The following is a 22,645-nucleotide window of genomic DNA, read 5'->3' as shown; positions in this document are numbered from 1 at the left end:
ACGCCATGACCTTGCAGTACCCTACCATCGCCGATTGCGTCGGCAACACGCCCCTGGTTCGCCTGCAGCGCATGGCCGGCGAGACCAGCAATACCCTCCTGCTCAAGCTCGAAGGCAACAATCCGGCAGGCTCGGTCAAGGACCGGCCGGCGTTGTCGATGATCACCCGTGCCGAACTGCGCGGGCAGATCAAGCCAGGCGCCACGCTGATCGAGGCGACCTCCGGCAACACCGGTATCGCCCTGGCGATGGCAGCGGCGATCAAGGGCTACAAGATGATCCTGATCATGCCCGACAACTCCAGCGCCGAACGCAAGGCCGCCATGACCGCCTACGGCGCCGAGCTGATCCTGGTCAGCAAGGAAGAAGGCATGGAGGGCGCCCGCGACCTCGCCGAGCGCCTGCAGGCCGAAGGCCGTGGCCAGGTGCTCGACCAGTTCGGCAACGGTGACAACCCCGAAGCCCACTACGTCAGCACCGGCCCGGAAATCTGGCAGCAGACCGGCGGCAGCATCACCCATTTCGTCAGTTCCATGGGCACCACGGGCACCATCATGGGCTGCTCGCGCTACCTCAAGGAGCAGAACCCCAACGTGCAGATCGTCGGCCTGCAACCGATGGAAGGCTCGGCGATCCCCGGGATCCGCCGCTGGCCCCACGAGTACCTGCCGAAGATCTTCGACGCCAGCCGCGTCGACCGTGTGGTCGACATGGCCCAGAGCGAAGCCGAGGAAACCACCCGCCGGCTGGCCCGCGAAGAGGGCATTTTCTGTGGCGTGTCCTCCGGTGGTGCGGTGGCGGCCATGCTGCGCCTGTCGCGCGAGCTGGAAAACGCGGTAATGGTGGCGATCATCTGTGACCGTGGCGACCGTTACCTGTCGACCGGCATCTTCGACGCGGCCAACTGATGTCCAAGGCCAAACGCAATGGCGGTCTGCGCTTCCAGCCGACCGGTGGTACCCGTGCGCCCCAGGTGCCAACGGGCAAGAAACAGCGCCTGAGCATCGAGCGCCTGGCCGGTGACGGCCGCGGCATCGCCTTCTTCGAAGGGCGCACCTGGTTCGTCAGCGGCGCCCTGGCCGGTGAAGAGGTCGAGGCACGGGTGCTCAATGCCCACGGCAAGGTGGTCGAGGCACGCCTGGAGCGTGTGTTCAGCCCCAGCGAGGCGCGGCGCCCGGCGCCGTGCAAGCACTTCGATCGCTGTGGCGGCTGCAACCTGCAGCACCTGCCCCATGCCGCTCAGCTCGAACTCAAGCAGCGCCTGCTGGCCGAGCAGTTGCAGCGGGTCGCCGGCGTGGTGCCCGAGCAGTGGGCCGCGCCGTTGTCCGGCCCCGAATTCGGTTACCGCCGGCGCGCCCGCGTGGCGGTGCGCTGGGACGCCAAGGCCCGGAAGCTCGACGTGGGCTTTCGCGCCGAAGCCAGCCAGGACATCGTCGCCATCGACGACTGCCCGGTGCTGGTACAACCCTTGCAGTCGATACTGCGTCACCTGCCGCTGCTGTTGCAGAGCCTGAGCAAGCCACAGGTGGTGGGGCACGTGGAGCTGTTCAGCGGTACCGCCCTGGCACTGCTGCTGCGCCATACCGCGCCACTGGTCGAGGCCGACCTGGCACGTTTGCAGGCGTTCTGCGGCGAGGCGGGTGTACAACTCTGGTTACAAGGTGAGGGGCAACCGGCCCCGGCCAATCCAGCGGACACGCTAGGGTTTACCCTGGAACCGTGGAACCTGGAATTGGCCTACAGGCCAGGTGACTTCGTGCAGGTCAATGCCCAGGTCAACACCGCGATGATCGAGCAGGCCCTGGCATGGCTTGCGCCACAGGCCGACGAGCGTGTGCTGGACCTGTTCTGCGGCCTTGGCAACTTTGCCCTGCCACTGGCCCGGCAGGCCCGCGAAGTGGTGGCGGTGGAAGGGGTGCAGGCCATGGTCGATCGGGCTGCGGCCAATGCCCAACGCAACAAACTGCATAACACGCAGTTTTTTCAGGCCGATTTATCCCAGCCTCTGGCGACTTCAGGCTGGGCGGCAGGAGGCTTTTGTGCGGTACTCTTGGACCCACCGCGCGACGGTGCCTTCGAGGTGGTGCGCAACATCGCCGCACTTGGCGCCCGACGTCTGGTCTACGTGTCGTGCAACCCGGCGACGCTGGCCCGCGACACCGTCGAGCTGGTCAAGCAGGGGTACCGGTTAAAATGTGCCGGGATCCTCGACATGTTTCCGCAGACTGCGCATGTCGAGGCCATGGCGTTATTCGAGGTGGGTTAGCGACGCTGGCCCGCCCGGTGTAGCCCCTTCGATCTGGCAGGGGCGACACCCGTGTTTTCAAGCGCATGAGCATGCGCTGTAGGGAAAGGTAAACAAAGATGGTACAGGTGAGAGTGCACCAGCCGGTCAACACCGACGGCAGTATCAATCTCGAAGCATGGCTGGATCATGTGGTCAGCGTCGACCTGGCGCTGGACCGGGAAGCCCTCAAGGCGGCCTGCGAGTTCGCTCAGGACATAGAGAAAAAAGGTAACCCGGCCAAGCATTCCTGGGCCGACGGTACCTCGAGCTTCCAGGCGGGCCTGGAGATCGCCGAGATTCTCGCCGACCTCAAGCTCGACCAGGACTCCCTCGTGGCGGCGGTCATCTACCGTGCGGTGCGTGAAGGCAAGGTGACCCTGGCCGAGGTGGGCCAGCGTTTCGGCCCGGTGGTGTCCAAGCTGATCGACGGCGTGCTGCGCATGGCGGCCATCAGTGCCAGCCTCAGCCCGCGCCATTCGCTGGTGCTGGGCTCGCAGGCGCAGGTCGAGAACCTGCGCAAGATGCTCGTGGCGATGGTCGACGACGTGCGCGTGGCGCTGATCAAGCTGGCCGAACGAACCTGCGCCATTCGTGCGGTGAAGGGCGCCGACGACGAGAAGCGCAACCGCGTGGCCCGCGAGGTGTTCGACATCTACGCGCCGCTGGCCCACCGCCTGGGCATCGGCCACATCAAGTGGGAGCTCGAAGACCTCTCGTTCCGTTACCTGGAACCCGACCAGTACAAACAGATCGCCAAGCTGCTGCACGAGCGCCGGCTCGACCGCGAGCGCTTCATCAGCGACGTGATGAACCAGCTGCAGAACGAGCTGCTGGCCACGGGCGTCAAGGCCGACATCAGCGGCCGGGCCAAACATATCTATTCGATCTGGCGCAAGATGCAGCGCAAGGGCCTGGAGTTCAGCCAGATCTACGACGTGCGCGCCGTGCGCGTGCTGGTGCCCGAGATGCGCGACTGCTACACCGCGCTGGGCATCGTGCATACCCTGTGGCGGCACATCCCCAAGGAGTTCGACGACTACATCGCCAACCCCAAGGAGAACGGCTACCGCTCGCTGCACACCGCGGTGATCGGCCCCGAGGGCAAGGTGCTGGAGGTGCAGATCCGCACCCATGCCATGCACGAGGAGGCCGAACTGGGCGTTTGCGCGCACTGGCGCTACAAGGGCACCGACGTCAAGCCCAGCTCCAACCACTACGAGGAGAAGATCTCGTGGCTGCGCCAGGTGCTGGAATGGCACGAGGAACTGGGGGACATCGGCGGCCTGGCCGAACAGCTGCGCGTGGATATCGAGCCGGACCGGGTGTACGTGTTCACCCCCGACGGCCACGCCATCGACCTGCCCAAGGGCGCCACGCCGCTGGACTTCGCCTACCGCGTGCACACCGAGATCGGCCACAACTGCCGGGGCGCCAAGATCAACGGGCGCATCGTGCCGCTCAACTACAGCCTGCAGACCGGCGAGCAGGTGGAGATCATCACCAGCAAGCACGGCAATCCGAGCCGCGACTGGCTGAACTCGAACCTGGGCTACGTCACCACCTCGCGGGCGCGGGCCAAGATCGTGCACTGGTTCAAGCTGCAGGCCCGCGACCAGAACGTCGCCGCCGGCAAGACCCTGCTCGAGCGCGAACTCAACCGCCTGGGCCTGCCGCAGGTGGACTTCGAGCGCCTGGCCGAAAAGGCCAACCTCAAGACTGCCGAAGACATGTTCGCCTCGCTGGGCGCCGGCGACCTGCGCCTGGCGCACCTGGTCAACGCCGCGCAGCAACTGGTGGAGCCGGACCGCATCGACCACATCGAGCTGGTGCCGCGCAAGGCCACCGGCTACAAGCCGGGCAAGCGCGGGGATATCCAGATCCAGGGCGTGGGCAACCTGCTGACGCAGATGGCCGGGTGCTGCCAGCCGCTGCCGGGCGATGCCATCGTCGGCTACATCACCGTGGGCCGTGGGGTGACCATTCACCGCCAGGACTGCGCCTCGGTGCTGCAACTGGCCGGTCGCGAGCCGGAGCGCATCATCCAGGTCAGCTGGGGCCCGGTGCCGGTGCAGACCTACCCGGTGGACATCATCGTGCGTGCGTATGACCGCCCGGGCCTGCTGCGCGACGTGTCGCAGGTGCTGCTCAACGAGCGCATCAACGTGCTGGCGGTGAACACCCGTTCGAACAAGGAGGACAACACTGCGCTGATGTCGCTGACCATCGAGATCCCGGGCCTGGACGCCCTGGGGCGCTTGCTGGGGCGCATTTCGCAGTTGCCCAACATCATCGAGACGCGGCGCAACCGTACGCCTTGAGGGCGCCATTGCGGGCAGGCCCGCTCCTGCAGGATCCTTGTGGGAGCGGGCTTGACCCGCGATGAGGCCAGACCTGCCGAACAGAGAGCACACGATGTACACCCTAGACGACCTGCTCCACCTCATGGCCCGCCTGCGCGACCCGCAGTACGGCTGCCCGTGGGACCTCAGGCAGACCTACGCCACGATCATCCCGCACACCCTCGAAGAAGCCTACGAGGTGGCCGACGCCATCGAGCGCAGCGACTTCGAACACTTGCAGGGCGAACTGGGCGACCTGCTGTTCCAGGTGGTGTATTACGCCCAGCTGGCCCGTGAAGAGGGCCGTTTCGAATTCGCCGGGGTGATCGACAGCATCACCCGCAAGCTGATCCGTCGCCACCCGCACGTATTCCCCACCGGCGAGCTCCATGCGCCGCTGGACCTGCCACGGCTCGATGAAGAACAGGTCAAGCAGCGCTGGGAAGAGATCAAGGCCCAGGAGCGCGCCGAAAAGGGCGAGCCCGAACAACTGTCGCTGCTCGACGACGTGCCGGCGGCCTTGCCGGCCCTGTCGCGTGCGGCCAAACTGCAAAAGCGTGCGGCCCAGGTCGGATTCGACTGGGACGACCCGTTGCCGGTGCTGGACAAGGTGCGCGAGGAGCTGGACGAAGTACTCCAGGCCATGGCCGACAACGACCCGGCGGCGCTGGCCGACGAGGTGGGCGATTTGCTGTTCGCCACCGTCAACCTGGCCCGTCACCTCAAGCTGGACCCGGAAAACGCCCTGCGTGGTGCCAATCGCAAGTTCGAACGACGTTTCCGTTTTATCGAACAGGCATTGCGCGACATGGGGCGTCCGATTGAAGATTGCACCCTCGAAGACTTGGACGCGCTCTGGGGCGAAGCCAAACGTCAGGAAAAGAACCTGCCCAGCTGCGGCTGAGCTGTTGCATAAGTGAGTGAACACCGATGAGCCTTTCCCTTCGTGACCAACTGCTCAAAGCCGGCCTGGTCAACCAGAAGCAGGTCAAGCAGGTCAGCAAAGAACAGAAGAAACAGAAACGCCTGGAGCACAAAGGCCAGGTCGAAGTCGACGACACCCAGCAGCGCCTGGCCAAGGAAGCCATGGCCGAGAAGGCCAAGCGTGACCAGGAGCTCAACCGTCAGCAGCAGGAAAAGGCCGAGCAGAAGGCCCGTGCCGCCCAGGTCAAGCAGTTGATCGAGGTGTCGCGCCTGCCCAAGCTGACCACCGAGGACTACTACAACTTCGTCGACGACAAGAAGGTCAAGCGCCTGTCGGTCAACGCGTTGATGCGCAGCAAGCTGAGCAGCGGCTCGCTGGCGATCGTGCAGCATGGCGGTGGCTACGAGGTGATCCCGCGCGAGGCCGCGCTGAAGATCCAGGAGCGCGACCCGCAGCGCATCGTGCTGCTCAACACCCAGGTCGAAGCGCCGGATGCGGACGACCCGTACGCCGCCTACGTCATCCCGGATGACCTGATGTGGTAAGCCTGCTGGGCTAGACACGACAAACCCCGCCTCGGCGGGGTTTGCTGTTTCTGAAGACGGGGAATTACTGGGGTTGGCGCTTGGCTTCGAGGTACTCCAGTTCGATCCGGTAGCTGTGGGCTTCCTGTTCGTTGTGGAACATGCCGACCAGCTGGTCCTGCTGATGCACATCCCAGATACGCACGCCTGCGGCCAGGCCTTCGTGGGACAGTTTCGATTCATCGCGCTCAGTTACTTTGACAGTCATCTGCTAACTCCAAATCCAGTTAACTGCGGCACCGTGTCGCAGGTCTCTTTTATAGAATTTGTTAGCAGCCTAAGTAAATGCTTGGCGCATGAAACATCTTTCATGCCGCACGGTCGAGGCGACTCCTTCGCCAGCAAGGCTGGTGTCTGCAGGGAGGGCCACGCCACAAAAACAAAACCCCGCACAAGGCGGGGTTTTGGGTAATGCACGCTAGCGGCCTGTCAGCTGCCCTTGACCGACTTGCCGTCGACCGTGCCGTCCTGCAGCACGATCACGTACTCCTTGCCGTCGGTCTCGACCTGGCGCAGTTGCACCAGCAGGTAGTCCCAGTCCTTGGCGAACCACAGCTCGGTGACGCGCTTGCTCTGGCTCGGGTCGCGCACGCGCTCGACCTTGATCGCATCGACCTGGCCGGTCTTGGTGCTGACCTTTTCGGTACCCAGCACGCGGAAGTCGTAGGTGTCGATCTCGTCGCCATCCACCACCTGGTAGGTCATGCTCTTCTTGCCGGCTGCCACGTCATGCTGCAGGGCCAGTTGGTAGGACGACTTGTCCAGCACGCCGCGGTTGAGCGGCAGGTTGACCGCGTCGCCACGGTCGGAGCCGGTGATCTTCTTGCTCGACCAGTCGAAGTCCAGGTCGACCTTCTTGGCCTTGCCCAGGCCGCCACGTTCGAAGTGGTAGGTCTGCGGGAGCAGGGTGTCCTTGTCCAGGCGCAGGGTACTTTGCTCGGTCAGGCTGGCAATCATCATCGAGGCCTTGAAGTTGAGGCTCCAGGTCCCGTTGGCGTTCTTGGCCAGGCTGCGCTCGGCGGTGCCGCTCATGGGCAGTTGCTTCCAGTCGGCGGTGTAGCTGGCCGAAAAAGGCTTCAGATCGGCTGCCTGAAGCGGCAGTGCAAGCACGGCAAGTGCGAAGAGCAGGGCACGACGCATAAAATCTCCTAGGGTCGAATCAAGTGGCCGCTGGCCGCCAAGGGCTGGCCATCCAGTAGAGCACCGTGCTCGCCAAGGCGCAAACGGCCTTCGGCGAACCAGCGCACCGCCAGCGGATAAATCAGGTGTTCCTGGCTGTGAACCCTCTGGGCCAGTTGCGCCGGCGTGTCATCCGAGACTACCGGTATCACAGCCTGTACGACCAGTGGCCCGCCATCGAGTTCCTCGGTGACGAAGTGCACACTGCAGCCATGCTCGGCATCCCCGGCTTCCAGCGCACGCTGGTGGGTATGCAGGCCCTTGTACTTGGGCAGCAGGGAAGGGTGGATATTGAGCAGGCGGCCGTGGTAATGGCGCACGAAACCGGCACTGAGGATACGCATGAAGCCGGCCAGCACCACCAGCTGCGGGGCAAAGCCGTCGATCAGCTCGACCAGCGCCGCGTCGAAGGCCTCGCGGCCGTCGAAGGCCTTGTGGTCGAGCACGGCGGTGTCGATGCCCGCATCGCGGGCGCGCTGCAGGCCGTAGGCATCGGCGCGGTTGGAGATCACCGCGCGGATCCGCACCGGGCTGTCGCCGGTGCGGGTACTGTCGATCAGGGCCTGCAGGTTGCTGCCGGTGCCGGACAGCAGCACCACTACATCACAAGACGTGCTCGGCATCAGTGCGCCTTGAGGTTCTTCAGCTCGACCTGGGCGGCGCCTTCGGCAGCGGTGGCGATCTGGCCGATCACCCAAGGCTGCTCGCCGGCTTCGCGCAGCACGTTCAGGGCGTTGTCGACCTGATCCTGACCCACGCAGATCACCATGCCCACGCCGCAGTTGAGTACGCGGTGCATTTCGGTCTCGTCGACGTTGCCCTGCTGCTGCAGCCAGTCGAATACCGCCGGGCGCTGCCAGCTGGCCACGTCGACCACGGCCTGGGCGCCTTTTGGCAGCACGCGCGGGATGTTGTCGAGCAGGCCGCCACCGGTGATGTGGGCCATGGCCTTGACCGCGCCGGTGTCCTTGATCAGCTTGAGCAGCGGCTTGACGTAGATGCGGGTCGGGGCCATCAGCAGTTCGGTCAGCGGCTTGCCGTCGAGCTGGACGTTCTGGATGTCGGCGCCGGCCACTTCGATGATCTTGCGGATCAGCGAGTAACCGTTGGAGTGCGGGCCCGACGATGGCAGGGCGATCAGGGCGTCACCGGCAGCCACCTTGGAGCCGTCGATGATCTCGGCCTTTTCCACCACGCCGACGCAGAAGCCGGCCAGGTCGTAGTCTTCGCCTTCGTACATGCCCGGCATTTCAGCGGTTTCGCCGCCTACCAGCGAGCAGCCTGCCAGTTCGCAGCCGGCGCCGATGCCGGTGACCACGTCAGCCGCGGTGTCGACGTTGAGCTTGCCGGTGGCGTAGTAGTCGAGGAAGAACAGCGGCTCGGCGCCGCACACCACCAGGTCGTTGACGCACATGGCGACCAGGTCCTGGCCGATGGTGTCGTGCTTGTTCAGGTTCAGTGCCAGGCGCAGCTTGGTGCCCACGCCGTCGGTGCCCGAAACCAGCACCGGCTGCTTGTAGCCGGCCGGAATTTCGCAGAGGGCGCCGAAGCCCCCCAGGCCGCCCATGACTTCCGGGCGCGCCGTGCGCTTGGCGACGCCTTTGATGCGTTCGACCAATGCTTCACCGGCGTCGATGTCTACACCGGCGTCCTTGTAGCTCAGGGAGGGTTGCTTGCTCATGATCCAGGCCTTTAGGGGGAGGGATTCGGGGGAATCGACCGGCACCTGCCAGGCATTGCGAGGGTTTTCCTGCTGCCTGAGCGTCGCCGGTCTGCGAAGGCGCGCGATTTTATCAGGGTTACCCGGTAGCGGCCATCCTCAGGCCGACGGGCAGGGCCTCATTCGACATAAAAACATTGATTCGGTATGGCCGCTGGTTGCCGCGCCATGGGCTGTATAAGGTATAGGTAATGAAATTTGACCGCAGGGCTGAATGTTTTACCCGCGGGGGTGGTCAGAGCTTCACTTTTCACTGACCGCGCTTTCTATTTACCTGGACAGGAATCCTCCATGCGTTTGCGTTCATACCTGGCCGTTGGCTGCCTTGCCCTGTTTGGCCTGAGCGTTCAGGCCGAAACCCTCACTGGCCTTTATCAGGTGCGCGAGCCGGTCAGCGGCGAGGGCACCGAAGCCCGCGCCCAGGCCACCCAGAATGCCCTGAGTACCCTGGTGGTGCGCCTCACGGGCGACCCCAAGGCGCCGCAGAGTGCGGGCCTGGCAGGGCTACGCAAGGACCCGCAGCAAATCATCAGCCAGTTCGGTTTCGAGGCCGGCCCGCCTGAAACCGTGCTGGTGGATTTCGACCCCGGCAGCACCGACCGGGCTTTGCGCCAGGCCGGGCTGGCCCTGTGGGGCAGCAACCGGCCGGCCATCCTCGGCTGGTGGTTGAACGACAGCGTGGGCGGTTCGAGCCTGGTGGGCGATGGCCAGAGCAGCGCCGAACCGCTGCGCCGCGCCGCGCAACACCGTGGCTTGCCGCTGCGCCTGCCCATGGGCGACCTGAACGAGCAACTGGTGGCCACTGCCAAGAACCTCGAAGGCACCGACCCCGCGCCCCTGCGCGAGGCCTCCGAGCGCTACGCGGCCGATGCGTTGCTGGCGGTGCATGCCACCGAGGGCGAGGGCAAATGGCAGGGCACCTGGCGCCTGTGGCTGGGCGACCAGCGCGAGCAGGGCAAGGTCGAAGGCGCCGATCAGGCCGCCCTGGCCGACGCGGTGATGCTGGCCGTCAGCACGCGCCTGGCGCCGCGCTTTGTCGCGCGGCCGGGCACCGGTGGCGAAAACCAGATACAGGTGCAGGGCATGACCCTGGAGCGCTATGCGCAGCTTTTGCAGACCCTTGAGCCGCTGGGCGGACGCCTGACCTATGTGGACGGCGATACCTTGACCTACACCGTCAGCGGCACCCCCGAACAGGTGCGTGCGCAACTGAGCCTGGCCAGGCTGCAGGAGGTGCCGGCAGAGGCCGCCGCCCCAGCGCCGGTCGCACCCGCAGCCCCAGGCGAGGCCCAGGTGGCTGCGCCCGCACCGTTCACCGGTTTGCGGTTTCGTTGGCAGGGAGCGTGACTGAATGATGGATACACGCCGTTGGGTATGGGTGTTGGGGGTGCTGGTAATCGGCACGCTGCTGTACTTCTTGCACGGGATCCTCTCGCCCTTCCTTATAGGTATCGGCCTGGCGTACCTGGCCGACCCGCTGGTGGACCGGCTCGAGCGCGCCGGGCTGTCACGCACCTGGGGCGTGGTGGTGGTGTTCGCCCTGTTCACCCTGGTGTTCATGGCGATGCTGCTGGTGCTGATCCCGATGCTGGCCAAGCAGTTGGTGCGCCTGTACGAGCTGGCACCACAGATGCTCGACTGGTTGCAGCACGTGGCGCTGCCGTGGGTGCAGACGCGCCTGGGGCTGGCCGATGGCTTCTGGAAGTTCGACAAGATCAAGTCGGCGATCAGCGAGCACATGGGCCAGACCACCGACATCGTCGGCATCGTGCTCAGCCAGGCTACCGCGTCCGGGCTGGCGCTGATCGGCTGGTTGGCCAACATGGTGCTGATCCCCGTGGTGGGCTTCTACCTGCTGCGCGACTGGGATCTGATGATGGCCAAGCTGCGCCGCCTGTTGCCGCGCCAGCGCGAAGAGCAGGTGGTGTCGCTGGCCCTGGAATGCCACGAGGTGCTCGGTGCGTTCGTGCGCGGGCAGTTGCTGGTGATGCTGGCGCTGGGGGTGATCTACGCCGCCGGGTTGATGCTGGTGGGCCTCGAACTGGGCCTGCTGATCGGTATCATGGCCGGGCTTGCGGCCATCGTGCCGTACATGGGTTTCATCATCGGCATCGGCGCGGCATTGATCGCCGGCATGTTCCAGTTCGGCGGCGACCTGTACCCGATGCTGGGCATCGTCGCGGTGTTCATGGTGGGCCAGGCGCTTGAAGGCATGGTGCTCACGCCGTTGCTGGTGGGCGACCGCATCGGTCTGCACCCGGTGGCGGTGATCTTCGCGATCCTGGCCGGCGGCGAGCTGTTCGGGTTCACCGGGGTACTGCTGGCGCTGCCGGTGGCGGCGGTGATCATGGTGTTGCTGCGGCACATGCACGACCTCTATAAAGAGTCGGACATGTATGCTGGTGAAATCGACCCGGACCTTTGAAGGACACCCTGAGTGATGGAACATGAAACCGACCACGCCTGTGCATTGGCAGGCGTGATGGATGCATTGCCGCTGCTGGCCGACGACCTCGACGAGGATGAGGTGGCAGCGGCCCTGCAGCAGCAGGGCTACTCGCGGCACGCGGCCGAGAAGCTCACGATGTTCGTACCCTCGGCATTTTCCTGGGTGGTGCTCAAGCGTCTGGGGCTCAAGGCGCTGCCCAGTCATTTCACGGCCTATGACCAGGACGACAATGCGGTGCGGATCCCGGTCGCCAATCAGCACTACTTCACCGCGGCGCTGACCCTGGCCTACAACACCTTCGAGAATGGCTGGAGCGCCGCACTACCGCGCAGCACTTTCCAGCGCGTTGCCGGGCGCAGTTCGGAGATGAACGCGGCCAACCAGGTACTGGATAAGGAAGGCTCGCTCGAAGGGGCGAGCATCAACACCGTGGAGCTGTTTCGCCTGAGTGCAGAGGAACTGCTGGAGGATTGACCCATGCCTGCCCCATATGCCGCGCAAGCCTTTGATTTTGCTAACGCATTGTGCGGTTGGCGTCACGGGTATAGACTTTGCGGACTTTTCACCAAAGGCCCCTTGCGGTTCCTCGGGACTGCCCAGCCAGCATGAAACCGATCCAGTTGCCCCTGGGTGTGCGTCTGCGTGATGACGCCACCTTCATCAACTACTATCCGGGTGCCAACGCCGCCGCATTGGGCTACGTCGAGCGACTCTGCGAAGCCGACGCCGGCTGGACCGAAAGCCTGATCTACCTGTGGGGCAAGCAGGGCGTAGGGCGTACCCACCTGCTGCAGGCCGCGTGCCTGCGCTTCGAGCAACTGGGCGAGCCTGCGGTGTACCTGCCTCTGGCGCAACTGCTCGATCGCGGCGTGGAACTGCTCGACAACCTGGAACAGTACGAACTGGTGTGCCTGGACGACCTGCATGTGATTGCCGGCAAGCCGGACTGGGAAGAGGCCATGTTCCACCTGTTCAACCGCCTGCGCGACAGCGGCCGCCGCTTGCTGCTGGCAGCGTCCAGCTCCCCCCGGGAATTGCCGATCAAGCTGGCCGACCTGAAGTCGCGCCTGACCCTGGCGCTGATCTTCCAGATGCGCGCCCTGTCGGATGAAGACAAGCTGCGTGCCCTGCAATTGCGCGCCTCGCGCCGGGGCCTGCACCTCACCGACGAAGTCGGGCATTTCATCCTGACCCGAGGCACGCGCAGCATGAGCGCACTGTTCGACCTGCTCGAACGCCTCGACCAGGCTTCACTGCAGGCGCAGCGCAAGCTGACCATCCCGTTTTTGAAAGAGACATTGGGCTGGTAGGGCCGGCCCAGAGCCTCGGCACATAAAAGTCACATTTTTTCGATTGAATTTGCAAATCGATCCGATAGAAGGCATAGTCTCGGCTTCATCAAATTCAAGCCACGGTCGTGCCCATGCTAAATCGCTTCGCACCCCTCGTGCCCCTCGCACTTGTGACCTTGCTGTTCGGCTGCGCGACCACCGGTCCCGTCACCCACCAGCAGGCTCCCGCTCCAGTTGCTGCCCAGGCTGCCGCCAAGCCTTCCACCGCTGCGTCGGTGTTCGAAGAAGAGCTGGCCACCGAGCAGGACCTGGAAGCGTTCTCCTCCAGCACCAAGCCCTACGAACTGCCAGCCCTGGCCGACAACATTCTCGAACGTGGCATGTCCCTGATCGGTACCCGCTACCGTTTCGGCGGCACCTCGGAGAAGTCCGGCTTCGACTGCAGCGGCTTCATCGGCTACCTGTTCCGCGAAGAGGCCGGCATGAACCTGCCGCGCTCCACCCGCGAAATGATCAACGTGAAAGCCCCGCTGGTTGCGCGCAACAAGCTCAAGCCAGGCGACCTGCTGTTCTTCAGCACCAATGGCCGCGGCCGCGTCAGCCACGCCGGCATCTATCTGGGCGACGATCAGTTCATCCACTCCAGCAGCCGCCGCAGCGGTGGCGTGCGCATCGACAATCTCGGTGACCGCTACTGGAGCAAGACCTTCATCGAAGCCAAGCGCGCGCTGGCCATGGCACCGACTACCCTGTCGCGTAACTGAGTCTGCGCGTGATGTCCCGCACGGCGGCGTAGCTGAAAAGCTCGCCGCCGTGCGTGTTTACAGAAAACGTCTAATCTAAATTCTCACCTATTTCCGACTTGGGGTCGGGCGGCTTCAGACAGGATGTTCTGACTATGTCGATACTCGCGCGCGTTGCTGTACTTTCCCTGGCGGCCCTGCTGGGTGCCTGCTCCAGCCATGCCCCGCAGAAACCTCAGGTGGTCGAACCGAAGGTGATGGCGCCCCAGGTGTATTTCTCGCCAGTGGCCGAGGATGTGCTGTTCCGGGCCCTGGGCCTGGTGGGCACGCCTTACCGCTGGGGCGGCAATACCCCGGACTCGGGGTTCGATTGCAGCGGGCTGATTGGCTACGTGTACCGGGACGCGGCGGGTATCGCCCTGCCGCGCTCAACCCGCGAGATGATCGGCATTCGTGCCCCGGACATCGACAAGGGTGCGTTGCAGTCGGGCGACCTGGTGTTCTTCGCCACCAATGGCGGCACCCAGGTCAGCCATGCCGGTATCTACGTGGGCGAGGGGCGTTTCGTGCATGCACCGTCAACGGGCGGTACGGTGCGCCTGGACTACCTGTCCAACAGCTACTGGCAGAAGACCTACCTCAACGCCAAGCGCGTGCTGCAGCCGGCACACCTGGCGCGCAATCCCTGACAGCGTGGCCTGCAAAGCCGGCTCCAGCAGGAGCCGACCTTGCCGGCGAACACGTCAGCGCAGTGCTACTGCGCCTTGCTCACCCGCCAGATCACATTGCCCACGTCGTCGGCCACCAGCACCCCGCCACGCTGATCGTTCACCACGCCGACCGGGCGCCCCATGGCCTTGCCGTCCTCGTCGAGAAACCCGGTCAGCAGATCAATGGGCTTGCCCGACGGTTTGCCCGCCGTGCTGAACGGCACGAAGATCACCTTGTAGCCACTGTGCGGCTTGCGGTTCCATGAGCCGTGCTGGCCGATGAACGCGCCCTGGTCGAATGGCGCCGGCAAGGCGTTCGGCACGGTAAACGCCAGCCCCAGCGAGGCGGTGTGCGGCCCCACCGCATAGTCCGGCGCAATCGCGCTGGCCACCAGCTTTGCATCCTGCGGTTGTACGCGTTCATCCACATGCTGCCCGTAATAGCTGTAGGGCCAGCCATAGAAGGCGCCGTCCTTCACCGACGTGATGTAGTCCGGCACCAGGTCGCTGCCGATCTCGTCACGTTCGTTCACCGCCGTCCACAGCTGCTGGCTATGGGGTTCCCAGGCCAGGCCGTTGGGGTTGCGCAGGCCGGTGGCGAACAGGCGCTGGCTGCCGGTGGCCGGGTCGACCTCCCAGATCGCGGCGCGGCCTTTCTCCTGCTCCATGCCGTTCTCGGCCACGTTGCTGTTGGAGCCCACGGTCACGTACAGCTTCTTGCCGTCGGGGCTGGCGATCACGTTCTTGGTCCAGTGGTGGTTGAGCGTGCCGCCCGGCAGGTCGACCACCTTGGTGCCGCTGCCCTGCAGGCGGGTGGCGCCTGGCTCGTAGGTGAAGCGCAGCAGACGATCGGTGTCGGCCACATAGAAGTCGTTGCCCACCAGGGCCATGCCGAACGGCGAGTTCAGCCCCTCGATGAAGGTGGTGCGGGTGTCGGCCACGCCGTCCTTGTCGCTGTCACGCAGCAGGGTGATGCGGTTGGGGCTGGGCACTCCGGCGCCGGCGCGGCCCATCACCTTGCCCATCACCCAGCCCTTGATGCCCTTGCCGTCATCGGGCTTGGGCGGCGCGTTGGTCTCGGCCACCAGCACGTCGCCGTTGGGCAGCACGTACAGCCAGCGCGGGTGGTCGAGCTTGTCGGCGAAGGCCACCACCTGGGTGCCTGCCGCAGCCTTGGGTTTGCCGCCCTCTGGCCAGCCGATGGCCGGCGCGATGTTTACCGTGGGGATCAGGGTCTTGTTCGGTTCGGGCAGGCGCGGCGACGGGCCGGTGCCATCGGTGACGTCCAGGCGGGCGTTCTCGCCGCAGGCCACCAGCCCGGTGGTGAGTGCCAGCAGTACAGCAATGCGCATGTTGCCCATGATCGGTGTCCCTCGCGAAGTTGGCCGTGTCCAGTAAGGTAGAGGCGGGCACGTCGACGAGGTTCCCTCGACAGGGGCTCAGGCCTGCTTGAGCAGCAGCGCGATGCCGGGGTGGTAGCGGCCCACGTCGTCGTGCAGCTTGCGGTAGCCATAGGGGAACACCCAGGCGATGGCGCATGCATTGTGCTTTTGCAGGTCGTCGACCAGGTCCTGAAGCTCTTCGGGGCTGGCGTGTTGCCCGGCCTTGTACGGGCTGACGAACAGCGCGGCGACCTTTAGCTGGCTGGCATAGCCCACCAGGCGAGCCTGGGCGACGCTCTCCTGCAGGGCATCGGTGAGGTCGAGCTTGCCGACCCGTGGCCAGCGCTGGGTGGCCTGCAGGTAGGCGGTCTCTTCCTTGCTGGCGATCACCAGGTCGCAGTGCGCCGCACGCTCGCCTTCGTCGCGCTGCTTCTTGGTCTGCGCACCCTGCAAGGTCACCAGCTCCGCCTGCCAGGCCGCCGCGCCCAGCACGCCAAGGTTGCTTTGCACGCCTTGCCAGTAGGGGGCGTCGCTGTCGCCCAGGGTCTGGTTGTAGCGCTCCAGGCACTCGGCCCAACGTTCCAGGGCGGGGCGCAGGAACTCCAGACGCGGGTTGTTGATGATCAGACCTTGCATGCCGTGCTCCATTGTTATTGTGGATCGGAGAGGTGCGGATAATGGCTATGTGATATCACTGCAGTGAGTGTGACACAAGATGACATAAATGCCATTGATCCAGACCGCTTCGCAGCGCCTTTGATTGACGCTCATGGCCCAACCCTCTAACCTTCGCGACTTGTTTCAGGTGCTCTGCGGCCAAGGTGCCGGCAGGGTGAAACAGGGAAGCCGGTGGGCACGTGCAACGTGCGATTCCGGCGCTGCCCCCGCAACGGTAAATGAGTCGGGATCGCGCAGGGCCACTGGGTGCAACAGCCCGGGAAGGCGCGCGATCCGGGTCGATCAGACCCGCCCATGAGCCCGGAGACCGGCCTGTCACAGATCAACGGCATCACGGAGGGTGATGCGCGGTTCTCCCGGCCAGTGGCAGGGCCTGCGCGTTTTCCGTGTGCCATCGCCAACCTGCTGTCGCGCCGACTCGATCCCCCCGGTCCCTGTGCGCGCCAGTTGCCCACGGAGCCTCCGATGACCGACACCACCGATCGCGACGAACGCCATCTGGCGCGCATGCTGCGCAAAAAAGCGGTAATCGACGAACGCATTGCCAACTCGCCCAATGAATGCGGCCTGCTGCTGGTACTCAGCGGCAACGGCAAGGGCAAGAGCAGCTCGGCCTTCGGCATGCTGGCGCGGGCCCTGGGCCACGGCATGCAATGTGGCGTGGTGCAGTTCATCAAGGGCCGCAACAGCACCGGCGAGGAGCTGTTCTTCCGCCGCTTCCCCGAACAGGTGCGCTACCACGTGATGGGCGAGGGCTTTACCTGGGAAACCCAGGACCGCCAGCGCGACATCGCCGCCGCCGAGGCTGCCTGGGCGGTTTCGCGCCAGTTGCTGCAGGACCCGGCCATCGGTTTTGTAGTGCTCGATGAGCTCAACATCGCCCTCAAGCACGGCTACCTCGACCTCGATCAGGTGCTCGGCGACCTGCAGGCTCGACCGCCGATGCAGCATGTGATCGTCACCGGCCGCGGCGCCAAGCCCGAGATGATCGAGCTGGCCGACACCGTGACCGAGATGGGCATGGTCAAGCACGCCTTCCAGGCTGGCATTCGCGCCCAGAAGGGCGTGGAACTATGAGGCAAACCCGTCATTGCCCGGCGGTGCTGATCGCGGCACCTGCATCTGGCCAGGGCAAGACCACGGTGACGGCCGCACTGGCGCGCCTGCACCGCAACCAGGGGCGCAAGGTCCGGGTGTTCAAGTGTGGCCCGGACTTTCTCGACCCGATGATTCTGGAGCGCGCCAGTGGCGCACCGGTGTACCAGCTGGACCTGTGGATGGTCGGTGCCGAGGAAAGCCGGCGCCTGCTGTGGGAAGCCGCCGCCGACGCCGACCTGATCCTGATCGAAGGGGTGATGGGGCTGTTCGACGGTACGCCGTCCAGCGCCGACCTGGCGCGGCATTTCGGCGTGCCGGTGCTGGCGGTGATCGACGGCACGGCCATGGCCCAGACCTTCGGCGCGCTGGCCCTGGGCCTGGCGCGCTACCAGCCCGACCTGCCGTTTGCCGGCGTGCTGGCCAACCGGGTGGGCTCGCTGCGTCACGCGCAACTGCTCGAAGGCAGCCTGACCGAAGGCCTGCGCTGGTACGGCGGGCTGTCGCGGGAAACCGGCATCGAACTGCCCAGCCGCCACCTGGGCCTGGTGCAGGCCAGCGAACTGACCGACCTGGACCTGCGCCTGGACGCCGCCGCCAACGCCCTGGGCGACAGCTGCGAGTCGGCCCTGCCGCCGGCGGTGGCCTTCGATGCGCCGCAGCCGCGCAGCATCGAGCCACTGCTGGCCGGCGTGCGGATCGGCGTGGCGCGCGACGAAGCCTTCGCATTCACCTATGGCGCCAGCCTGGACCTGTTGCGCGAGATGGGCGCACAGCTGAGCTTCTTCTCGCCGATCCACGACCGCCTGCTGCCAGACTGCGACAGCCTGTACCTGCCCGGCGGCTACCCTGAGCTGCACCACCATGCGCTGGCTGCCAACACGCCGATGCTGGCGGCGATCCGGGCCCATCACCAGGCAGGCAAGCCCTTGCTGGCCGAATGCGGCGGCATGCTCTACCTGCTCGATGCACTGACCGATGTGGCCGGCGAACGGGCCGAACTGGCCGGCCTGCTGCCGGGCGAGGCGGTGATGCAGAAGCGCCTGGCGGCCCTGGCCCTGCAAGCGGTAGAGCTGCCCGAGGGCACCCTGCGCGGGCATACCTATCACCATTCGCTGACCAGCACCGCGCTCGAACCCATCGCCCGCGGGCAAAGCCCCAACGGCGGGCGCGGCGCCGAGGCGGTGTACCGTTGCGGCCGGCTGACGGCCTCGTATGTGCATTTCTACTTCCCGTCCAACCCGTCTGCGCTGGCGGCGCTGCTGGCACCATGAGCGACCAGGCCTTCAACGACGCCGAGCGCGCGGCGGTCTACCGCGCCATCGGCGAGCGCCGCGACATGCGCCATTTCAGCGGCGGCGAGGTGGCCCCCGAGCTGCTGGCACGCCTGCTGCAGGCGGCGCACCAGGCCCCGAGCGTGGGTCTGATGCAGCCCTGGCGTTTCATCCGCATCACCCGTCGCGAGCTGCGCCAGCAGATCCAGGCGCTGGTGGAGCAGGAGCGGGTGCGCACCGCCGAGGCACTGGGGCAGCGTTCTGACGATTTCATGCGGCTCAAGGTCGAGGGCATCAACGATTGCGCCGAGGTGCTGGTGGCGGCGCTGATGGACGGGCGCGAGGCGCACATCTTCGGCCGTCGCACCTTGCCGGAAATGGACCTGGCCTCGCTGTCGTGCGCCATCCAGAACCTGTGGCTGGCGGCCCGTGCCGAGGGCCTGGGCATGGGCTGGGTGTCGCTGTTCGAACCGCAGGCACTGGCCGACCTGCTGGGCATGCCGGCCGGTGCCAAACCGCTGGCGGTACTGTGCCTGGGCCCGGTCGAGGCGTTCTACGAGGCGCCCATGCTGGTGCTCGAAGGCTGGGCCCGCGAGCGGCCATTGAGCGAGATGCTCTACGAAAACCATTGGGGAGAGCGTTGATGAGTGTGGCCTTGCTGAGTGTGGCCGGGGTGGCGCTGGATGCCTTGCTGGGCGAGCCCCGGCGTGCGCACCCGCTGGTCGCGTTCGGCCGTTATGCCGGACGCCTGGAACAACGCTTCAATGCCGGCGGTCGTGGCTGGCGCAGCCATGGCGTCACCGCGTGGTTTCTGGCGGTGGTGCCCCTGACTTTGCTGGTGACTGTGCTGTCGTGGCTGCCCTACATCGGCTGGCTGGTGGAGATACTGGCGCTGTACTGCGCGCTGGGCCTGCGCAGCCTTGGTGAGCATGTACGGCCCGTGACCGAGGCGCTGCGTGGCGGCGACCTGGCCGAAGCGCGCCGCCGCGTGGGCTACCTGGTTAGCCGTGAAACCGGCGAACTGGATGACACCGCCGTGGCGCGTGCCGCCACCGAATCGGTACTGGAGAACGGTAGCGATGCAGTGTTCGCCGCCCTGTTCTGGTTCGTGGTGGCGGGGGCGCCAGGTGTGGTGCTGTATCGCCTGAGCAATACCCTGGATGCCATGTGGGGCTATCGCAACGAGCGCTTCGAGCGCTTTGGCTGGGCCGCAGCGCGCATCGACGATTTGCTCAACTATATTCCGGCGCGGCTGGTGGCCCTGACCTACGCGGTGCTGGGCAGGACGCGCCTGGCACTGAGCTGCTGGCGTCGCCAGGCGCCGTTGTGGGACAGCCCCAACGCCGGCCCGGTGATGGCAGCTGGCGCCGGTGCGCTGGGTGTCGAACTGGGCGGCGCGGCGGTGTACCACGGCGAGCTGCACCAGCGCCCGCAACTGGGCGAAGGCCCGCCGGCCGATGCCGACGCCATCGAGCGTGGTTGGCAACTGGTGTGCAAGGGCGTGTGGTTGTGGTTGCTGCTGTTGTGCGTGGGGGCGCAATTCTATGCTTGAACACGGTGGTCGTTTGCAACGGGCGGTGCTGGAGTACGGCATCGCGGTGCAGGACTGGGTCGACCTGTCCAGCGGCATCGCGCCGTGGCCCTTCGCGATCCCCGAGATCCCGTTGCGCGCCTGGGCACGCCTGCCCGAAACCGACGATGGCCTGGAGCAGGCGGCCCGCGAGTACTACGGCGTGCCGCAACTGCTGCCGGTGGCCGGGTCCCAGGCCGCCATCCAGGCCCTGCCGCGCTTGCGTCGCAGTGGCAAGGTCGGTGTGCTGTCGCCGTGCTACGCCGAACATGCCGAGGGCTGGCGGCGCGCCGGGCACCGCGTGCGTGAAGTCGGCGAGGCCGAGGTGGAGTTCTTTCTCGACAGCCTCGATGTGCTGGTGGTGGTCAACCCCAACAACCCCACCGGGCGCCTGTTGAGCGCCGAGTGCCTGCTGGGCTGGCACGCCCGCCTGGCCCAGCGCGGTGGCTGGCTGGTGGTGGATGAAGCGTTCATGGACAACACCCCGCAACACAGCATCGCCGCCGAAACCTGGCGCAACGGGCTGATCGTGCTGCGCTCTTTCGGCAAGTTCTTCGGCCTGGCCGGTGTACGCCTGGGCTTCGTGCTGGCCGAACGCCAACTGCTGCAGCTGCTGGCCGAACAACTGGGGCCCTGGTCGATCGCCGGGCCCACGCGGGTGCTGGGCCAGGCCTGCCTGCTCGACCATGGCGCCCAGCAGCGCCAGATCACCCGCTGCGCCGAGGCCAGCACACGCCTGGCGCAGGTACTCGATGCTGCCGGTTTCACACCGGCCGGCGGCTGCGACCTGTTCCAGTACCTGGAGCTTGCCCACGCCGCGCAGTTGCACCAGTTCATGGCGCGGCGCGGCATCCTGCTGCGCCTGTTCGAGCACCTGGGCAGCCTGCGTTTCGGCCTGCCGGCCACCGACACCGATTGGCAGCGCCTGGTCCAGGCGCTGGACGACTACCGCAAGGAACACCCATGACCACCCTGATGGTGCAAGGCACCACCTCCGATGCCGGCAAGAGCACCCTGGTGACCGCGCTGTGCCGCTGGCTGGCGCGCCAGGGCGTGGGTGTCGTGCCGTTCAAGCCGCAGAACATGGCACTCAACAGTGCGGTGACGGCCGACGGCGGCGAAATCGGCCGCGCCCAGGCGGTGCAGGCCCAGGCCGCCGGGCTGGCGCCGCACACCGACATGAACCCGGTACTGCTCAAGCCCAACAGCGAGACCGGAGCCCAGGTGATCGTGCATGGCCGCGCGGTCACCAGCATGAACGCGGTGGCCTATCACGACTACAAGGCCATCGCCATGCAGGCGGTACTGGCCTCGCACCAGCGCCTGAGCGACGCCTACCCGGTGGTGATGGTGGAGGGCGCGGGCTCGCCGGCCGAAATCAATCTGCGGGCCGGGGACATCGCCAACATGGGGTTTGCCGAGGCGGTCGACTGCCCGGTGATCCTGATCGCCGATATCAACCGCGGCGGGGTGTTCGCACACCTGGTCGGCACCCTGGAGCTGCTGTCGCCCAGCGAGCAGGCGCGGGTCAAGGGCTTCGTGATCAACCGCTTTCGTGGCGACATCGCCCTGCTGCAGCCCGGCCTGGACTGGCTCGAGGCGCGTACCGGCAAGCCGGTGCTGGGCGTGCTGCCGTATGTGCTGGACCTGCATCTGGAAGCCGAGGATGGCCTGGACCGGCGCCAGGGCCAGAAAGCCGCGCAGGTGCTCAAGGTGATCGTGCCGGTGCTGCCGCGCATCAGCAACCATACCGACTTCGACCCGCTGCGCCTGCATCCGCAGGTGGATCTGCAGTTCATCGGGCCGGGTGACGCGATACCGCCGGCCGACCTGATCATCCTGCCGGGCTCCAAGAGCGTGCGCGGCGACCTGGCGCACCTGCGCGAGCGCGGCTGGGAAGAGGCGATAACCCGCCACCTGCGCTACGGCGGCAAACTGCTGGGCATCTGTGGTGGCCTGCAGATGCTCGGGACCCACGTGCATGACCCACTGGGCCTGGAAGGCGCCGCCGGCAGCAGCGCGGGCCTGGGCTGGCTGGACTACAGCACGCAGCTGGAGGCCGAGAAGCAGCTGCGCAATGTCAGCGGCACGCTGAACCTGGAGCAGGCGCCCGTCAGTGGCTACGAGATCCATGCCGGGGTCACCTGCGGGCCGGCGCTGGCACAGCCCGCCGTACAGTTGGCCGACGGTCGCAGCGATGGCGCGGTCAGCGCCGATGGGCAGATCCTGGCCACTTACCTGCACGGCCTGTTCGAGTCGCCGCATTCGTGCACGGCGCTGCTGCGCTGGGCTGGCCTGAACGATGTGCAGCAGGTGGACTACCATGCTCTGCGTGAACTGGACATCGAACGCCTGGCCGACCTGGTGGACACGCACCTGGACGGCGCCCGGCTTCGTCAACTCTGCGGGCTGGACTGA

23 protein-coding genes and 1 riboswitch are annotated in these 22,645 nt (G+C 66.0%); of the genes, 17 read left to right on the top strand and 6 right to left on the bottom strand.

The features are described from left to right. Positions 1 to 5: 5 nt before the first annotated feature. The 5 genes from cysM (at position 6) to DN388_RS01370 (ending at position 6,096) form a co-directional block, all read left to right on the top strand. Positions 6 to 908, top strand: a complete 903-nt coding sequence (gene cysM / locus DN388_RS01390; RefSeq protein WP_162484876.1) for a cysteine synthase CysM — start codon at positions 6 to 8, stop codon at positions 906 to 908. Next, positions 908 to 2,266 carry a 23S rRNA (uracil(1939)-C(5))-methyltransferase RlmD gene (rlmD, locus tag DN388_RS01385; protein WP_058541002.1) on the top strand — a complete coding sequence of 453 codons (1,359 nt, stop codon included), beginning with the start codon at positions 908 to 910 and terminating at the stop codon, positions 2,264 to 2,266. Before cysM ends, rlmD begins: the two co-directional genes overlap by 1 nt. 98 nt (positions 2,267 to 2,364) lie before the next feature. Then, positions 2,365 to 4,605 (top strand): GTP diphosphokinase, encoded by a 2,241-nt coding sequence (relA, locus tag DN388_RS01380; RefSeq protein WP_054914700.1) that lies wholly within the window; start codon positions 2,365 to 2,367, stop codon positions 4,603 to 4,605. Between the two features lie 94 nt (positions 4,606 to 4,699). After that, positions 4,700 to 5,530, top strand: coding sequence for a nucleoside triphosphate pyrophosphohydrolase (gene mazG / locus DN388_RS01375; protein ID WP_043862555.1), 831 nt, complete (start codon positions 4,700 to 4,702; stop codon positions 5,528 to 5,530). A gap of 26 nt (positions 5,531 to 5,556) precedes the next feature. Continuing rightward, positions 5,557 to 6,096 (top strand): DUF2058 domain-containing protein, encoded by a 540-nt coding sequence (locus DN388_RS01370; RefSeq protein ID WP_043862554.1) that lies wholly within the window; start codon positions 5,557 to 5,559, stop codon positions 6,094 to 6,096. Between the two features lie 64 nt (positions 6,097 to 6,160). Here the strand turns inward: DN388_RS01370 and DN388_RS01365 are convergent, their stop codons facing one another. The 4 genes from DN388_RS01365 to purM all read right to left on the bottom strand — a co-directional run bounded on the left by DN388_RS01365 (position 6,161) and on the right by purM (position 8,995). Next, a complete protein-coding gene (locus DN388_RS01365; protein WP_043862553.1) occupies positions 6,161 to 6,343 on the bottom strand; it encodes a hypothetical protein in 183 nt (60 codons plus the stop codon). Positions 6,344 to 6,564: 221 nt separating this feature from the next. Then, a complete protein-coding gene (locus DN388_RS01360) occupies positions 6,565 to 7,275 on the bottom strand; it encodes a DUF3108 domain-containing protein (protein ID WP_043862552.1) in 711 nt (236 codons plus the stop codon). An 8-nt stretch (positions 7,276 to 7,283) separates the two neighbouring features. Further along, positions 7,284 to 7,937, bottom strand: a complete 654-nt coding sequence (gene purN / locus DN388_RS01355) for a phosphoribosylglycinamide formyltransferase (RefSeq protein WP_054914698.1) — start codon at positions 7,935 to 7,937, stop codon at positions 7,284 to 7,286. Then, on the bottom strand, positions 7,937 to 8,995 hold the full coding sequence (gene purM, locus DN388_RS01350; RefSeq protein ID WP_043862550.1) for a phosphoribosylformylglycinamidine cyclo-ligase: 1,059 nt from the start codon (positions 8,993 to 8,995) through the stop codon (positions 7,937 to 7,939). The genes purN and purM overlap by 1 nt, the downstream gene beginning before the upstream one ends. 330 nt (positions 8,996 to 9,325) lie before the next feature. On the opposite strand from purM, the gene DN388_RS01345 reads away from it, so the two are divergent. The 6 genes from DN388_RS01345 to DN388_RS01320 all read left to right on the top strand — a co-directional run bounded on the left by DN388_RS01345 (position 9,326) and on the right by DN388_RS01320 (position 14,207). Next, positions 9,326 to 10,381 carry a DUF2066 domain-containing protein gene (locus tag DN388_RS01345; protein ID WP_196933223.1) on the top strand — a complete coding sequence of 352 codons (1,056 nt, stop codon included), beginning with the start codon at positions 9,326 to 9,328 and terminating at the stop codon, positions 10,379 to 10,381. 4 nt (positions 10,382 to 10,385) lie between these two features. Continuing rightward, positions 10,386 to 11,459: an AI-2E family transporter gene (locus DN388_RS01340; RefSeq protein ID WP_043862548.1), complete on the top strand. Its 1,074-nt coding sequence runs from the start codon at positions 10,386 to 10,388 to the stop codon at positions 11,457 to 11,459. 15 nt (positions 11,460 to 11,474) lie between these two features. Next, complete coding sequence (locus DN388_RS01335) at positions 11,475 to 11,957, top strand: hypothetical protein (protein WP_043862547.1); 483 nt, start codon at positions 11,475 to 11,477, stop codon at positions 11,955 to 11,957. Positions 11,958 to 12,088: 131 nt separating this feature from the next. After that, positions 12,089 to 12,793 (top strand): DnaA regulatory inactivator Hda, encoded by a 705-nt coding sequence (gene hda, locus DN388_RS01330; protein WP_043862546.1) that lies wholly within the window; start codon positions 12,089 to 12,091, stop codon positions 12,791 to 12,793. A gap of 113 nt (positions 12,794 to 12,906) precedes the next feature. Beyond that, the gene (locus DN388_RS01325; protein ID WP_043862545.1) at positions 12,907 to 13,539 is read left to right on the top strand and encodes a C40 family peptidase; all 633 of its coding nucleotides are present in this window, start codon (positions 12,907 to 12,909) and stop codon (positions 13,537 to 13,539) included. A 134-nt stretch (positions 13,540 to 13,673) separates the two neighbouring features. Next, complete coding sequence (locus tag DN388_RS01320) at positions 13,674 to 14,207, top strand: C40 family peptidase (protein ID WP_054914695.1); 534 nt, start codon at positions 13,674 to 13,676, stop codon at positions 14,205 to 14,207. A 65-nt stretch (positions 14,208 to 14,272) separates the two neighbouring features. Here DN388_RS01320 and DN388_RS01315 read toward each other — a convergent pair whose 3' ends face one another. Both DN388_RS01315 and DN388_RS01310 read right to left on the bottom strand, forming a co-directional pair. Next, a complete protein-coding gene (locus DN388_RS01315) occupies positions 14,273 to 15,589 on the bottom strand; it encodes a sorbosone dehydrogenase family protein (RefSeq protein ID WP_058541004.1) in 1,317 nt (438 codons plus the stop codon). Positions 15,590 to 15,667: 78 nt separating this feature from the next. After that, entirely contained in the window at positions 15,668 to 16,246 is a 579-nt protein-coding gene (locus tag DN388_RS01310; RefSeq protein ID WP_043862542.1) for a hypothetical protein, read from the bottom strand. Positions 16,247 to 16,396: 150 nt separating this feature from the next. Then, positions 16,397 to 16,619, top strand: a riboswitch (cobalamin riboswitch). A 134-nt stretch (positions 16,620 to 16,753) separates the two neighbouring features. Between DN388_RS01310 and cobO the strand changes: the two genes are divergently transcribed. From cobO to DN388_RS01280, 6 genes are read left to right on the top strand one after another with little or no spacing between them, the layout of a single operon-like run. Further along, positions 16,754 to 17,365 (top strand): cob(I)yrinic acid a,c-diamide adenosyltransferase, encoded by a 612-nt coding sequence (gene cobO, locus DN388_RS01305; RefSeq protein ID WP_054914693.1) that lies wholly within the window; start codon positions 16,754 to 16,756, stop codon positions 17,363 to 17,365. Then, positions 17,362 to 18,657, top strand: coding sequence for a cobyrinate a,c-diamide synthase (locus DN388_RS01300; RefSeq protein WP_043862540.1), 1,296 nt, complete (start codon positions 17,362 to 17,364; stop codon positions 18,655 to 18,657). Before cobO ends, DN388_RS01300 begins: the two co-directional genes overlap by 4 nt. After that, the gene (gene bluB / locus DN388_RS01295) at positions 18,654 to 19,301 is read left to right on the top strand and encodes a 5,6-dimethylbenzimidazole synthase (RefSeq protein ID WP_043862539.1); all 648 of its coding nucleotides are present in this window, start codon (positions 18,654 to 18,656) and stop codon (positions 19,299 to 19,301) included. The genes DN388_RS01300 and bluB overlap by 4 nt, the downstream gene beginning before the upstream one ends. After that, positions 19,301 to 20,209, top strand: a complete 909-nt coding sequence (gene cbiB, locus DN388_RS01290) for an adenosylcobinamide-phosphate synthase CbiB (protein ID WP_254996482.1) — start codon at positions 19,301 to 19,303, stop codon at positions 20,207 to 20,209. The genes bluB and cbiB overlap by 1 nt, the downstream gene beginning before the upstream one ends. After that, positions 20,202 to 21,194: a threonine-phosphate decarboxylase CobD gene (gene cobD / locus DN388_RS01285; protein WP_253086720.1), complete on the top strand. Its 993-nt coding sequence runs from the start codon at positions 20,202 to 20,204 to the stop codon at positions 21,192 to 21,194. The genes cbiB and cobD overlap by 8 nt, the downstream gene beginning before the upstream one ends. Further along, positions 21,191 to 22,645 carry a cobyric acid synthase gene (locus DN388_RS01280; protein ID WP_254996478.1) on the top strand — a complete coding sequence of 485 codons (1,455 nt, stop codon included), beginning with the start codon at positions 21,191 to 21,193 and terminating at the stop codon, positions 22,643 to 22,645. The genes cobD and DN388_RS01280 overlap by 4 nt, the downstream gene beginning before the upstream one ends.

Origin of the sequence: Pseudomonas sp. S12(2018) (genome assembly GCF_024355235.1) — a bacterium.
Lineage (GTDB): Bacteria > Pseudomonadota > Gammaproteobacteria > Pseudomonadales > Pseudomonadaceae > Aquipseudomonas > Aquipseudomonas palmensis.
The sequence above is the reverse complement of the archived record's forward strand: the minus strand, read 5'-3'. Positions and strand labels throughout refer to the sequence as shown.

Bases quoted from the DNA above. Each gene is read 5' to 3' on its own strand.
- purM (WP_043862550.1), bottom strand. From the start codon at position 8,995: ATGAGCAAGCAACCCTCCCTGAGCTACAAGGACGCCGGTGTAGACATC.
- DN388_RS01335 (WP_043862547.1), top strand. From the start codon at position 11,475: ATGGAACATGAAACCGACCACGCCTGTGCATTGGCAGGCGTGATGGAT.
- relA (WP_054914700.1), top strand. From the start codon at position 2,365: ATGGTACAGGTGAGAGTGCACCAGCCGGTCAACACCGACGGCAGTATC.
- DN388_RS01325 (WP_043862545.1), top strand. From the start codon at position 12,907: ATGCTAAATCGCTTCGCACCCCTCGTGCCCCTCGCACTTGTGACCTTG.
- hda (WP_043862546.1), top strand. From the start codon at position 12,089: ATGAAACCGATCCAGTTGCCCCTGGGTGTGCGTCTGCGTGATGACGCC.
- DN388_RS01315 (WP_058541004.1), bottom strand. From the start codon at position 15,589: ATGGGCAACATGCGCATTGCTGTACTGCTGGCACTCACCACCGGGCTG.
- DN388_RS01280 (WP_254996478.1), top strand. From the start codon at position 21,191: ATGACCACCCTGATGGTGCAAGGCACCACCTCCGATGCCGGCAAGAGC.
- DN388_RS01340 (WP_043862548.1), top strand. From the start codon at position 10,386: ATGATGGATACACGCCGTTGGGTATGGGTGTTGGGGGTGCTGGTAATC.
- cysM (WP_162484876.1), top strand. From the start codon at position 6: ATGACCTTGCAGTACCCTACCATCGCCGATTGCGTCGGCAACACGCCC.
- DN388_RS01365 (WP_043862553.1), bottom strand. From the start codon at position 6,343: ATGACTGTCAAAGTAACTGAGCGCGATGAATCGAAACTGTCCCACGAA.
- DN388_RS01300 (WP_043862540.1), top strand. From the start codon at position 17,362: ATGAGGCAAACCCGTCATTGCCCGGCGGTGCTGATCGCGGCACCTGCA.
- rlmD (WP_058541002.1), top strand. From the start codon at position 908: ATGTCCAAGGCCAAACGCAATGGCGGTCTGCGCTTCCAGCCGACCGGT.
- DN388_RS01360 (WP_043862552.1), bottom strand. From the start codon at position 7,275: ATGCGTCGTGCCCTGCTCTTCGCACTTGCCGTGCTTGCACTGCCGCTT.
- mazG (WP_043862555.1), top strand. From the start codon at position 4,700: ATGTACACCCTAGACGACCTGCTCCACCTCATGGCCCGCCTGCGCGAC.
- DN388_RS01345 (WP_196933223.1), top strand. From the start codon at position 9,326: ATGCGTTTGCGTTCATACCTGGCCGTTGGCTGCCTTGCCCTGTTTGGC.
- purN (WP_054914698.1), bottom strand. From the start codon at position 7,937: ATGCCGAGCACGTCTTGTGATGTAGTGGTGCTGCTGTCCGGCACCGGC.
- DN388_RS01320 (WP_054914695.1), top strand. From the start codon at position 13,674: ATGTCGATACTCGCGCGCGTTGCTGTACTTTCCCTGGCGGCCCTGCTG.
- DN388_RS01310 (WP_043862542.1), bottom strand. From the start codon at position 16,246: ATGCAAGGTCTGATCATCAACAACCCGCGTCTGGAGTTCCTGCGCCCC.
- DN388_RS01370 (WP_043862554.1), top strand. From the start codon at position 5,557: ATGAGCCTTTCCCTTCGTGACCAACTGCTCAAAGCCGGCCTGGTCAAC.
- cbiB (WP_254996482.1), top strand. From the start codon at position 19,301: ATGAGTGTGGCCTTGCTGAGTGTGGCCGGGGTGGCGCTGGATGCCTTG.
- cobO (WP_054914693.1), top strand. From the start codon at position 16,754: ATGACCGACACCACCGATCGCGACGAACGCCATCTGGCGCGCATGCTG.
- bluB (WP_043862539.1), top strand. From the start codon at position 18,654: ATGAGCGACCAGGCCTTCAACGACGCCGAGCGCGCGGCGGTCTACCGC.
- cobD (WP_253086720.1), top strand. From the start codon at position 20,202: ATGCTTGAACACGGTGGTCGTTTGCAACGGGCGGTGCTGGAGTACGGC.